Origin of the sequence: Streptomyces antimicrobicus, from assembly GCF_020532625.1 — a bacterium.
GTDB lineage: Bacteria > Actinomycetota > Actinomycetes > Streptomycetales > Streptomycetaceae > Streptomyces > Streptomyces antimicrobicus.
This window is the reverse complement of sequence record NZ_JAJAUY010000020.1, coordinates 38,891-51,620: the sequence shown is the minus strand read 5'-3', so window position 1 is coordinate 51,620 and position 12,730 is coordinate 38,891. Positions and strand designations below refer to the sequence as shown.

General features: G+C 72.3%; 10 protein-coding genes. 6 read left to right on the top strand and 4 right to left on the bottom strand.

What is annotated here, in order from left to right:
- Positions 1-67: 67 nt before the first annotated feature.
- A complete protein-coding gene (locus tag LG632_RS08165; RefSeq protein ID WP_226726179.1) occupies positions 68-541 on the bottom strand; it encodes a hypothetical protein in 474 nt (157 codons plus the stop codon).
- Positions 542-789: 248 nt separating this feature from the next.
- A complete protein-coding gene (ileS, locus tag LG632_RS08160) occupies positions 790-3,945 on the bottom strand; it encodes an isoleucine--tRNA ligase (protein ID WP_226726178.1) in 3,156 nt (1,051 codons plus the stop codon).
- Positions 3,946-4,501: 556 nt separating this feature from the next.
- Between ileS and LG632_RS08155 the strand changes: the two genes are divergently transcribed.
- The 5 genes from LG632_RS08155 to LG632_RS08135 all read left to right on the top strand — a co-directional run bounded on the left by LG632_RS08155 (position 4,502) and on the right by LG632_RS08135 (position 9,729).
- Positions 4,502-5,956 carry a TraR/DksA family transcriptional regulator gene (locus tag LG632_RS08155; protein ID WP_226726177.1) on the top strand — a complete coding sequence of 485 codons (1,455 nt, stop codon included), beginning with the start codon at positions 4,502-4,504 and terminating at the stop codon, positions 5,954-5,956.
- A gap of 57 nt (positions 5,957-6,013) precedes the next feature.
- The gene (gene lspA / locus LG632_RS08150; RefSeq protein ID WP_226726176.1) at positions 6,014-6,580 is read left to right on the top strand and encodes a signal peptidase II; all 567 of its coding nucleotides are present in this window, start codon (positions 6,014-6,016) and stop codon (positions 6,578-6,580) included.
- Between the two features lie 104 nt (positions 6,581-6,684).
- Entirely contained in the window at positions 6,685-7,626 is a 942-nt protein-coding gene (locus LG632_RS08145; RefSeq protein WP_226726175.1) for an RluA family pseudouridine synthase, read from the top strand.
- Complete coding sequence (locus LG632_RS08140; RefSeq protein WP_226726174.1) at positions 7,623-8,093, top strand: GNAT family N-acetyltransferase; 471 nt, start codon at positions 7,623-7,625, stop codon at positions 8,091-8,093. The genes LG632_RS08145 and LG632_RS08140 overlap by 4 nt, the downstream gene beginning before the upstream one ends.
- 46 nt (positions 8,094-8,139) lie before the next feature.
- Positions 8,140-9,729 carry a Na+/H+ antiporter gene (locus tag LG632_RS08135; RefSeq protein WP_226726173.1) on the top strand — a complete coding sequence of 530 codons (1,590 nt, stop codon included), beginning with the start codon at positions 8,140-8,142 and terminating at the stop codon, positions 9,727-9,729.
- A gap of 2 nt (positions 9,730-9,731) precedes the next feature.
- Here the strand turns inward: LG632_RS08135 and LG632_RS08130 are convergent, their stop codons facing one another.
- Positions 9,732-10,817 carry a mechanosensitive ion channel family protein gene (locus tag LG632_RS08130; RefSeq protein WP_226726195.1) on the bottom strand — a complete coding sequence of 362 codons (1,086 nt, stop codon included), beginning with the start codon at positions 10,815-10,817 and terminating at the stop codon, positions 9,732-9,734.
- 48 nt (positions 10,818-10,865) lie between these two features.
- Here LG632_RS08130 and LG632_RS08125 point away from each other — a divergent pair, with 48 nt between their 5' ends.
- Positions 10,866-11,444: a dienelactone hydrolase family protein gene (locus LG632_RS08125; RefSeq protein ID WP_226726172.1), complete on the top strand. Its 579-nt coding sequence runs from the start codon at positions 10,866-10,868 to the stop codon at positions 11,442-11,444.
- A 98-nt stretch (positions 11,445-11,542) separates the two neighbouring features.
- On the opposite strand, the gene LG632_RS08120 is transcribed toward LG632_RS08125, so the two are convergent.
- A complete protein-coding gene (locus LG632_RS08120) occupies positions 11,543-12,541 on the bottom strand; it encodes a zinc metalloprotease (protein ID WP_226726171.1) in 999 nt (332 codons plus the stop codon).
- Positions 12,542-12,730 lie beyond the last annotated feature (189 nt).

Genomic DNA, 12,730 nt, shown 5'->3' with positions numbered 1-12,730 from the left:
CGATCCTCGGTCGACCTTCTGGGCCGGGCCCGGTTCCCTGCGGGGTACCGGGCCCGGCCCATGTCCGTCACCGGGAGCCCGACCCCGGGTCCGGCCAGAGCGAGCCGACGCGGGCGCTCCCGGTGGGCGTGAGGACGTAGTCGGCGGGTCCGGAGCCGGTGAGCCGGAACGTGCTCATGGTGTCCGGGCCGGTGAAGCAGAAGACGGTGCCGTCGGCCGGGTCGAAGCACAGGGCCGCCGTGCCGTCCGGGGCGGGCCCCAGCCGGCGGGAACCGGAATCGGTCCGGTGCACGTGCAGCGCGGTGGGCGTGGCGTGCAGGACGGACCCGTCGGGCAGCGGGGCCGCGCCCCTGACCGGGCGGTCGGCGTCGTGCGGCCACCACGCGGGCCGGTGGACGGTCAGGGTCACGGGCTCGCCGGGCCGCCCGACGATGTGCTGTTCGCCACAGGGGGAGTGGTGGACCCAGTGCAGACGGTCGGGCGCCTCGGCGAACATCAGGGTCATCCGGGTCCGGTCGCGCACCGGGATCTGGTGGCGCACCTCGGGGAAGGCCTTCTCCCACGGCTGACGCGCAGGAACGTCAGATGTCCATTGCGCACCTTTTCCGGTATTTCTGCGACATGCATAAACGTCCCCGTTCTCGGCCAGGAAAAAGGCCCGCTCCGCTCCGGATCCGACAATGGCCGCCCCTTTGATCCGCTGTTCCATGGGCCGATCCTTTCGGAACGCACGACGGCCCGGCAGCCCCCGAAAGGGTTGCCGGGCCGTGCGGGACGTGCTGACGCCTTTTACGCCTTGCGCAGGCGGAAGGCCAGGCCGAGGGCCTCGTCCGTGAACGTGTCGCCGTAGCTGTCGTCGGCCGCGCCCGAGGCGAAGTCCGTGGCCAGGACCTCGTCCGCGATCAGCGCCGCGTGGTCGGTCAGGGCCGCGGTCAGCTCGGCGTCCGAGGCGGTCCAGCGCAGGGCGATGCGGTCCGCGACGTCCAGGCCGGAGTTCTTCCGGGCCTCCTGGATCAGCCGGATCGCGTCACGGGCCAGGCCCGCCAGCCGCAGCTCCGGGGTGATCTCCAGGTCCAGGGCCACCGTGGCGCCCGAGTCGGAGGCGACGGACCAGCCCTCGCGCGGGGTCTCGGTGATGATGACCTCCTCCGGGGAGAGGGTCACCGTCTCGCCGTTCACCTCGACCGTGGCCTCGCCGGAGCGCAGCGCCAGCGACAGCGCCGCCGCGTCGGCCGCGGCCACCGCCTTCGCCACGTCCTGCACGCCCTTGCCGAACCGCTTGCCCAGCGCGCGGAAGTTGGCCTTGGCGGTGGTGTCGACCAGCGAACCGCCGACCTCCGACAGCGAGGCCAGCGAGGAGACGTTCAGCTCCTCGGTGATCTGCGCCTGCAGTTCGGGCGAGAGCGCCTCGAAGCCGGCCGCCGCGACCAGCGCCCGCGACAGGGGCTGCCGGGTCTTCACGCCCGACTCGGCGCGGGTGGCGCGGCCCAGCTCCACCAGGCGGCGGACCAGCAGCATCTGCTGCGACAGCACCGGGTCCACCAGCGCCGCGTCGGCCTGCGGCCACGACGACAGGTGCACGGACTCCGGCGCCTCCGGCGTGACCGGCACGACCATGTCCTGCCACACCCGCTCGGTGATGAACGGGGTCAGCGGGGCCATCAGCCGGGTGACCGTCTCCACCACGTCGTGCAGGGTGCGCAGCGCCGCCGCGTCGCCCTGCCAGAACCGCCGACGCGAGCGCCGCACGTACCAGTTGGACAGGTCGTCCACGAAGGCCGACAGCAGCTTGCCCGCGCGCTGGGTGTCGTAGGCCTCCATCGCCTCGGTGACCTCGGTGACCAGCACGCCGAGCTCCGACAGCAGCCAGCGGTCCAGCACCGTACGGTCGGCCGGGGCCGGATCGGCCGCCGACGGCGCCCAGTTGGCGGTGCGCGCGTACAGGGCCTGGAAGGCGACGGTGTTCCAGTACGTCAGCAGGGTCTTGCGGACGACCTCCTGGATCGTGCCGTGGCCCACGCGCCGCGCCGCCCACGGGGAACCGCCGGCCGCCATGAACCACCGCACCGCGTCGGCGCCGTGCTGGTCCATCAGCGGGATCGGCTGGAGGATGTTGCCCAGGTGCTTGGACATCTTGCGGCCGTCCTCGGCGAGGATGTGGCCGAGGCAGACGACGTTCTCGTACGAGGACTTGTCGAAGACCAGGGTGCCGACCGCCATCAGCGTGTAGAACCAGCCGCGGGTCTGGTCGATGGCCTCCGAGATGAACTGCGCCGGGTAGCGCGTCTCGAAGAGCTCCTTGTTCTTGTACGGGTAGCCGTACTGCGCGAACGGCATCGAGCCCGAGTCGTACCAGGCGTCGATGACCTCGGGCACGCGCACCGCGGTGTGCGCGCAGCCGGCGCCGGTGCAGGGGAAGGTGACCTCGTCGATGAACGGGCGGTGCGGGTCCAGGCCCGAGTGGTCCTGGCCGGACAGCTCCGACAGCTCCGCGCGCGAGCCGACACAGGTCAGGTGGCCGTCCTCGCAGCGCCAGATCGGCAGCGGGGTGCCCCAGTAGCGGTTGCGGGACAGCGCCCAGTCGATGTTGTTGTTCAGCCAGTCGCCGAACCGGCCCTGCTTGACCGACTCCGGGTACCAGTTGGTCTTCTCGTTCTCCCGCAGCATCGCGTCCTTGACGGCGGTGGTGCGGATGTACCAGGACGGCTGCGCGTAGTAGAGCAGCGCGGTGTGGCAGCGCCAGCAGTGCGGGTAGCTGTGCTCGTAGGCGATGTGCTTGAAGAGCAGGCCGCGGGCGTCGAGGTCGGCGGTCAGCTTCTCGTCGGCCTTCTTGAAGAAGACGCCGCCCACCAGCGGGACCTCCTCGCCGAAGGTGCCGTCCGGGCGGACCGGGTTCACCACGGGCAGGCCGTAGGCGCGGCAGACGGCGAGGTCGTCGGCGCCGAAGGCCGGGGCCTGGTGGACCAGACCGGTGCCGTCCTCGGTGGTGACGTACTCGGCGTTGACCACGAAGTGGGCCGGGGCCTCGAAGGGGACCAGCTCGAACGGGCGCCGGTAGGTCCAGCGCTCCATCTCCTTGCCGGTGAAGCTCCGGCCGGTGGCCTCCCAGCCCTCGCCGAGCGCCTTCTCCAGCAGCGGCTGCGCCACGACGATCTTCTCGGTGCCGTCGGTGGCGACGACGTACGTGACCTCGGGGTGCGCGGCCACGGCGGTGTTGGAGACCAGGGTCCAGGGGGTGGTCGTCCAGACCAGCAGCGAGGCCTCGCCGGCCAGCGGGCCGGAGGTCAGCGGGAAGCGGACGTAGACCGAGGGGTCGACGACCGTCTCGTAGCCCTGGGCGAGCTCGTGGTCGGACAGGCCGGTGCCGCAGCGGGGGCACCAGGGGGCGACGCGGTGGTCCTGGACCAGCAGGCCCTTGTCGAAGATCTGCTTCAGCGACCACCACACGGACTCGACGTACTCCGGGTCCATGGTCCGGTAGGCGTCGTCCAGGTCCACCCAGTAGCCCATGCGGGTGGTCAGCTCGGCGAAGGCGTCGGTGTGGCGGGTCACGGACTCGCGGCACTTGGCGTTGAACTCGGCGATGCCGTACGCCTCGATGTCCTGCTTGCCGTTGAAGCCGAGCTCCTTCTCGACGGCGAGCTCCACGGGCAGGCCGTGACAGTCCCAGCCGGCCTTGCGGGCGACGTGGTAGCCGCGCATGGTGCGGAAGCGCGGGAAGACGTCCTTGAAGACGCGGGCCTCGATGTGGTGGGCGCCGGGCATGCCGTTGGCGGTCGGGGGGCCCTCGTAGAAGACCCACTCCGGGCGGCCCTCGGACTGCTCCAGGGTCTTGGCGAAGGTCTTGTTGTCCTGCCAGAACTCCAGGACGGCGTGTTCCAGGGCGGGCAGGTCCACCTGGGCGGGTACCGGGCGGTACTGCGGCGGGTTCGGCTGCGTACTCATCGGCTGTGGTCTTCCTCCGGCGGTGTCGGGTCCGTCCGGAGGGACGAGAGGCCGCATTCCTGCGCGGCTCCCGCGGTACCACCCTCCTTGGCCGCCGGACGGGTCCGGTGGCCCCCTCATTAGGGCTGCGAGCCGGTTCTACTGGCCCTCGGCGGGTGCCTGGGCGTTCTTCCGGCGGCTCCGGGGTGATGCTTCACGTCGCGCTCGCCCCCGGGCTCTCACCGTCCCCGGGTCGCTCCTGGCTGCGTCCGACGCTACTCGTCCCCATCCATGCCTTTCGCTGGGCCCAGTGTACGGGCCGGGGCGGAGCTCGGCAGACCGGTTTTCGCGGGGCGCCGGGGTGGTGCGTGCGGGGCGTGCGGGTGACCCGGACGGTCAGATGCGCCCGTACGGGCTCCGGCATGCCCCGGGTGGCGGATTACCGGGCGCGGAGCTGGGCACAACGGATGCAGGTTGGCCTCTGCGGGTGCGCGCCCCGTTGCCGCGGGGTGGGAGTCGATTTATCGTCCCAGCACGATTCGCGAGCAAGATCACAATATGTGAAGGGGCCGCGGCCATGGTGGCGAAGAAGACGGCATCCACAAGATCGACGACCACCAAGGCCTCCGGCGGGGGCTCGAAGGCCTCGGCCGGGGCCACGGCTGACAAGAAGGCGGCGAGCAAGGTGACCACCACGGCCGAGAAGGCCCCCGCCAAGAAGGCGACCTCGCCCAAGGCCGCCCCCGGCGCCGCCACGAGAACCGCGCCGAAGGCCGCGGCCGGGACCAGGACGGCCGCCGGGAAGACGACGAAGAAGGCCGCGACGAAGAAGGCCGCGGTCAAGAAGGCCGTGGCCAAGAAGTCCGCAGCGACCAAGGCCGTGGCCAAGAAGTCCCCGGCGACCAAGACCGTGGCCAAGAAGGCCGCGGCGGCCAAGGCCGCGACCAAGAAGGCTCCGGCGAAGAAGGTCGCTGCCGAGAAGGCTCCGGCCAAGAAGGCTCCGGCGAAGAAGGCCGCTGCCGAGAAGGCTCCGGCCAGGAAGGCGGTCGTGGCCAAGAAGGCGGCCGCCGAGAAGGCCCCGGTCAAGGCTGCCGTCAAGAAGGCGGCCAAGAAGGCGGCCGAGAAGGCCGTGGCCGGGCCGGGCGGCGCGGCTGCGGCGCTGGCCGAGCCGGTGCTGCCCGAGGTCGTGACCGGGGCGGTGGCGGCCCGCAAGACGCTGGCGCACGCGCCGGCCACGCACGCGGCCGACTTCGCCGAGGTCCACGACCTCGCGGTCACCGGCGGCACCGCCGCCCGCAAGACCCTGGCCCACGCCCCCGAGCCGCCGCCGGCCAAGGCCGGCAGGGCCACGGCGGCGTGGGCGGCGGCCCCCAAGGCGGCCGCCCGGACGGCCCCGGCCAAGAAGCCGGCCGGCAGGAAGGCACCGGCCAGGAGCACCAGGACGGTCAAGGCGACGGCCAACGCCAAGGAGGCCGAGGCCGAGGGGGCGGCGTCCGCCGCCGAGGGGTCCACCGAACAGACGGGAGCGGGGAACGTGGTAGCCAAGAAGAACACCGGTTCGGGCACGTCGAGGAAGGCCGCCGCGGCCGCGAGCAGCGGCCTGCCCAAGACGCGCGCGGTCCTCTCGGTCCCGCCCGGCGAGCTCGCCGTACGCGAGGGCGAGGAGCCCTGGACCGCGCAGGAGGTGGCCGAGGCCCGCACCGAGCTGCAGGCCGAGGTCGACCGGCTGCGCGCCGAGCTGCACGCCTCGGAGGAGGCCATCTCCGGCCTCATGCGCGACTCCGGGGACGGCGCCGGCGACGACCAGGCCGACACCGGCACCAAGAACATCACCCGCGAGCACGAACTGGCCCTCGCCTCGAACGCCCGCGAGATGCTGGAGCAGACCGAGCGGGCCCTGGAACGGCTGGACGCGGGGACCTACGGCCTGTGCGAGAGCTGCGGCCGACCCATCGGCAAGGCCAGGATGCAGGCCTTCCCGCGAGCCACCTTGTGCGTGGAGTGCAAGCAGAAGCAGGAGCGGCGACACTGACCCCGGCCGTCTGACGTACCCTCGTCCTCAGTTGTCGAGCTAGTTCGAGGGACTCACGTGGCAGAGGCGGAGCGCATCATCGATACGCCGGAGGTCGGGGACGACACGCAGCCGCAGCCGGTGACCGCGGAGCCCAGGGGGCGCCGGCGGATCACGGCGCTGCTCGTGGTGGCCCTGCTGGCGTACCTCCTCGACCTCGGCAGCAAGATGCTGGTGGTCGCCAAGCTGGAGCACCAGCCGCCGATCCGGATCGTCGGGGACCTGCTGAAGTTCGAGGCGATCCGCAACCCGGGTGCCGCCTTCGGCTTCGGCGAGGCCTTCACGATCATCTTCACCATCATCGCGGCCACCGTGATCGTGGTGATCGTACGGCTGGCCCGCAAGCTCTACAGCCTGCCCTGGGCCATCGCCCTCGGCCTGCTGCTCGGTGGTGCGCTCGGCAATCTGACCGACCGGATCTTCCGCTCGCCCGGCGTCTTCCGCGGGGCCGTCGTGGACTTCATCGCGCCCTCGCACTTCGCCGTCTTCAACCTCGCCGACTCGGCGATCGTGTGCGGCGGCATCCTGATCGTGCTGCTGTCGTTCCGCGGTCTGGACCCGGACGGCACCGTCCACAAGGACTGACCGCGAGGACCGACGAGGGACGACGGGCGCCGGCGAGGGCCTGCGGGCCGCGGCCAGGGCCGGCGCGGGACGGGGCCGGCGGGGAAGTCCGGCATACTCGACGGGTGAGTACGATTCCCGAGATCCGCACCCTGCCCGTTCCCGACGGCCTCGAAGGCGAGCGCGTCGACGCCGCCATCGCCCGTATGTTCGGATTTTCCCGGACCAAGGCCGCCGAGCTCGCCGCCTCGGGCAAGGTCTCGGTCGACGGCAGCGTCGTCGGGAAGTCCGAGCGCGTGCACGGCGGCGCCTGGCTGGAGGTCGAGATGCCCGCGCCGCCGCGGCCCGTCGAGATCGTCGCCGAGCCCGTCGAGGGCATGGAGATCGTCCACGACGACGAGGACATCGTCGTGATCATGAAGCCGGTGGGTGTCGCCGCCCACCCCAGCCCCGGCTGGACCGGCACCACCGTCATCGGCGGCCTGGCCGCCGCCGGCTACCGGATCTCCACCTCCGGCGCCGCCGAGCGCCAGGGCATCGTGCACCGCCTCGACGTCGGCACCTCCGGCCTGATGGTCGTCGCCAAGTCCGAGCGCGCGTACACCTCGCTCAAGCACCAGTTCCGCGAGCGCATCGTGGACAAGCGCTACCACACCCTGGTCCAGGGCCACCCGGACCCGATGAGCGGCACCATCGACGCGCCCATCGGCCGCCACCCCAGCGCCGACTACAAGTGGGCCGTCACCTCCGACGGCAAGCCCTCGATCACCCACTACGACCTGATCGAGGCCTTCCGCGCCGCCTCGCTGCTCGACATCAAGCTGGAGACCGGCCGCACGCACCAGATCCGCGTGCACATGTCCGCCCACCGGCACCCCTGCGTCGGCGACCTCACCTACGGCGCCGACCCGACCATCGCCAAGCGGCTGAAGCTGACCCGCCAGTGGCTGCACGCGGTCCGGCTCGGCTTCGAGCACCCGGCGGACGGCCGGTGGGTGGAGTTCGAGAGCGGTTACCCGGCCGACCTCCAGCACGCCCTGGACGTCATCCGGGCGGAGAGCGAGTGACCGCCCCCTACGGGATCCGGGTGGCCCGCAGCGAGGCGGACCGCGCGGCGTGCTTCGCCGTCCGCACCGAGGTCTTCGTCGTCGAGCAGCGGGTGCCGGAGTCGATCGAGTACGACGCCTACGACGCCGGGGCGGTGCACGTCCTGGCCGTGGACCGCGACGGCAGCCCGATCGGCACCGGCCGGCTGCTGCACGGCGCGCCCGCCGAGGCCAAGACGGGCTCGGCCGGGGTCGGCTCGCTCGGCCGGCTGGCCGTGCTCAGGTCCGCCCGGGGCACCGGCGTGGGCGCCGCCCTCGTCCGGGCGATCGAGGCGGAGGCGGCCCGGCTGGGCCTGACCGCCGTGGACCTGGGCGCGCAGGTCCACGCCCTGGGCTTCTACGAGGCGCTCGGCTACGTGGCGTACGGCCCGGAGTTCGAGGAGGCGGGCATCGCCCACCGCGCCATGCGCCGCACCCTGACCCCGTAGCCGGGCCTTACCCCCGTACGAGGGCGGACCTGGCACCCTGGGGCGGATGGATCAGCTCGCCCTGTTCTTCGTGCTGCTGCTCGGCGCCGTGGTCACCGTGCCGCTCGGCGACCGGCTCCGGCTGCCCGCGCCGGTCCTGATGACCCTCGGCGGGATGGTGCTGGCGCTGGTGCCGGCGGTGCCCAACGTCGACTTCCCGCCCGAGCTCATCCTGCCGCTGGTGCTCCCGCCGCTGCTGTACGCCTCCGCCCAGCGGACCTCCTGGCGGCAGTTCGCCGCCAACCTCCGGCCCATCCTGCTGCTCGCCGTGGCGCTGGTCTTCGTCACCACCGCCGCCGTCGCCGCGGTCGCCCACGCCGTGGTGCCCGGTCTGCCGATCGCCGCGGCCGTCGCCCTCGGCGCGCTGGTGGCCCCGCCCGACCCGGTCGCGGCCACCGCCGTCGCCGGCTCGCTCGGGCTGCCCCGGCGGCTGGTGTCGATCTTGGAGGGCGAGGGGCTCTTCAACGACGTGACGGCCATCGTGCTCTACCACGTGGCGGTGGCCGCCGCCGTCAGCGGCACCTTCTCCTGGCCGGACGCGCTCGCCGACTTCGTGCTCTCGGCCGTGGTCGCCGTGGTGGTCGGACTCGCCCTCGGCTGGGCCACGAACGCGCTGATGGGGCGGCTGGGCGACGCCGCGCTGCAGATCGGGCTGACCCTGCTCGTCCCGTTCGTGGCGTACGCCGTGGCCGAGGAGCTGGGCGGCTCGGGCGTGCTCGCCGTGCTGACCACGGCGCTGTTCCTGGCGGAGTACGCCAACGACGCCGACGACGTGCTGGGCCGGCTGGCCGGGCACACCTTCTGGGAGGTCGTCGACATGCTCGTCACGGGTGTGGCGTTCGGCCTCATCGGCCTGGAGCTGCACCACGTCTTCGGCACCGCGGAGGGCCGCGCGTGGGCCATGACCGGCTGGGCGGCGGCGGTGGTGGCCACCGTGGTCGGGGTGCGGCTGGTGTGGCTGCTGCCCGCCTCGTGGCTGGCCCGCCGGCTGCACACCCGGCGCGACTACGCCGAGGAGATCCCGCTCAGCTGGCGGGAGAGCGTGATCATGTGGTGGTCCGGCATGCGCGGGGTCGCCTCGGTGGCCCTGGCCCTCGCCCTGCCGTACACGGTCGACGGCGGCGCGCCCTACCCGGACCGGGACGAGGCGGTCTTCATCGCGTTCGCCGTCATCATGACCACCCTGGTCGTCCAGGGCCTGACCCTGCCCTGGCTGGTGCGCCGGCTCGGCGTGGTCGCCGACACCGGCGCCGAGCAGGCCTTCCGGCGGGAGCTGGCGCTGCGGGCCGCCAAGGCCGCCAAGCGCAGGCTGAAGGAGATCGAGCAGGTCGAGGACCTCCCCGAGGACCTGCTGGAGCAGCTCCACCGCCGGGCGTACGACGTCGGCGCCCGGATCAGCCCCGACCTGGTCGACGAGGAGCGCCGCGAGGCGTACGCCGGGCGGGTCCGGCGGCTGCGCCACATCCAGCGCATCCAGCGCGAGATGATGTCCGCCGCCCGCCACGAGGTGCTCGCCGCCCGCAGCGAGCCCGGCGCCGACCCCGAGATCGTGGACCGGGTCCTGCGGCACCTGGACGTGCGCAGCCTGCGGCTGTGAGCTCAGCCGGCGGGTCCGGTCCCGCTGACCGGCGCCGCGGCGTCGTCGGCCGCGGGTGGCGGGAGGGCGCGGGAGAGCGCGACGCGCGGCAGGGCGTACGGATGCTCCGCGCAGAGCCAGCCGATGAGCTGCTCGCGCACCGCGCAGCGCACCGTCCACAGGTCGTCGCCGTCCCCGGCCGAGACCACCGCGCGCACCTCCATGGTGTGCGGGCCGGTGTCGGTCACCGCCAGGGTGCCGGTGCGGCCGTCCCACTCCGGGATCGCGGCCAGGACCTGCGTGAGCCGCTCCCGCATCAGCGCCACCGGGGCGGTGTGGTCCAGGTGCAGGAACACCGTGCCGGTCATCTGCGCGCCGCCGCGCGACCAGTTCTCGTACGGCTTGCCGGTGAAGTAGGAGACCGGCATGGTGATGCGCCGCTCGTCCCAGGTCCGGACGGTCAGGAAGGTCAGGGTGATCTCCTCGACCCGCCCCCACTCCTTGTCCACCACGACCGTGTCCCCGATCCGGACGGTGTCGCCGAAGGCGATCTGCAGGCCGGCGAAGACGTTGCCGAGCGTGGACTGCGCGGCGATGCCCGCCACGATGCCCAGCAGTCCGGCGGAGGCCAGGACCGAGGCGCCCGCCGTCCGCATCGTGGGGAAGGTCAGCAGCATCGCCGCCAGCGCCACCACCACGACCACCGCCATCACCACCCGGTGGATCAGCGTCACCTGGGTCCGCACCCGGCGGACCCGGGCCTCGTCCGGGGTGGCGGCCGCCCACCGCACGTAGACCGTGTCCACGGCGGCGTTCACGACGCGCACCAGCAGCCAGGCCGCGGCGGCGATCAGGACCAGGGTCAGGGCGTGCCCGACCGCCGCGCCGTGCCGGGGCAGCAGTCCGGACTGCCGGTACGACCCGCGCAGCAGCGCGGTGCCGAGCACCAGTTGGAACGGCACCCGGCAGCGGCGCAGCAGTCCCCACAGCGGGGTCTCGCTGTGTGCGGCGTCCACCCGGCGCAGCACCAGGTCGAGCAGCCGGCCGACGAGCAGGGTGAGTACGACCGTCCCACCGATCACGATCAGCGGGCGCAGTACGGTCTCCATCTCCATGCCTGTGAACGTAACCGAAGGGGGTCGGCGGAAACTGGCACGATGGGAGGCATGGACATCATGCTCTTCCATTCGACGTACGGGCTGCGGCCCGCAGTGCAGGACGCGGCCGCCCGGCTGCGCGCCGCCGGGCACACGGTCGTGGTGCCGGACCTGTTCGAGGGACGCACCTTCGACACCGTCGAGGAGGGCATGGCGTTCCGGGACGAGGTCGGCCGGGACGAACTGCTGAAGCGGGCGGTCCTGGCCGCCGCCCCGTACTCCGACCGGGGGCTGGTGTACGCGGGCTTCTCGTTCGGCGGCTCCGTGGCCCAGCAGCTCGCCCTCGCCGACGAGAAGACGCGCGGGCTGCTCCTGCTGCACGGCACGGCCGACATCGCCGACGACACGGCGGTGGACGAACTGCCCGTCCAGCTGCACGTGGCCGACCCGGACCCGTTCGAGCCGCACGACTGGCTGACCGCCTGGTACCTGCGGATGCGGCGGGCCGGGGCGGACGTGGAGGTGCACCGCTACCCCGGAGCCGGTCACCTGTTCACGGATCCGGAGCTCGCGGACTTCGACAAGGAGGCCGCGGAGCAGGCCTGGGCGGCGGCGCTGGCCTTCCTCGACAGCCTGTAAGGAGCCTCGGCCGCAGGACGCCGAAGGGCACGGCCCGGCGCGCGCCGGACCGTGCCCCTGTCTGCACCGCCGAGCCGCTCCAGCGGCCCGAAGGGCACTCAGCCCGCGCGGTAGGCGCTCCACATGGTCTTCATGCGGGAGACCTGGCCGGCGGTGAACTGGTACATGCACGCGTCGTACGTGTAGTCCATGAAGTTGTGGATCGGGTCCACGCCCGCCTTGCTGGCGCAGGAGTCGCGGCCGGTCGGGCACTCGTACGCGGCGCTCTTCTCGGCCGGGGTGTCGGAGACGGAGTCACCGCTTCCGTTGCAGCCGCCCTGGAAGGTGTGGTACAGGCCCATCCAGTGGCCGACCTCGTGGGTGGCGGTGTCGCCCTCGTTGTAGTTGGCGGCCGCGCCGCCGGGCAGCGAGGAGTCGAGCAGGACGACGCCGTCCATCTTGGGCTGCGAGGCGTAGGAGCTCGGGAAGGTCGCCCAGCCGAGCAGGCCGCCGCCGAGGTTGGCCGTGTAGATGTTCAGCGCGTTGGCGCCGCCCTTGCGCAGGGCGTTCTTCATGTCCTTCTCGGCCTGGCTGCCGCTGCCGACGTTGTACCAGGTCGAGTTGTCCGTGTAGTCGGTGGAGACCAGCTGGAACTGGTAGCCCGAGTCCACGTTGCCGGTGCCCTGGCCGGCGTACGCGGCGTTCAGGACGGCGATCTGGTTGTTGATGTCGGTGGCCGTCAGCTTGCCGGTCGTGCCGGAGTGGATGACGTGGAAGTACACCGGGATGGTGGTCGCCGTGGCGCCGGTCGCACCGGCCATGCGCAGCCCGTCCAGCTTCTGGGGGGTGAGCTGGGAGAGCTTCTTCTTCAGGTCGGCGTCCATGGCCTGGACCTGAGCCTCGGTCACCTCGTTGGGCTCGGCGGCGTGGCCGCCCTGCGGCTTGGCGACACGGGCGTTGGCGGAAGCCCCGGACTCGGCGCACTGCTCGGCGCCCGTGGGGGCGGCCGCGACGGTGGCGGGCGCGGAGAGCGGGGCGAACGTCAGGGCGCCGGTCAGTGCGGCAGCGCCCAGCAGACGGCGGCGGAGCAGGGGGGATATGCGGGCAGAAGCGCGCACGTGGAACTCCTCGCAAGCGTGGTGGGGGCGGAGGGTTTTCCTCACGCTGGCGCGAAGCTTATGTGTGTATGACATGCGCTGGTCAAGGCTTGTGCGTAAAAGATTTGTTGCCGAAGACGCACAAGGGGCACCTGGTGTTTGCCCAGATGCCCCTTCGAGCCGAAGAATTGACACTCCGTCAGTAAATGA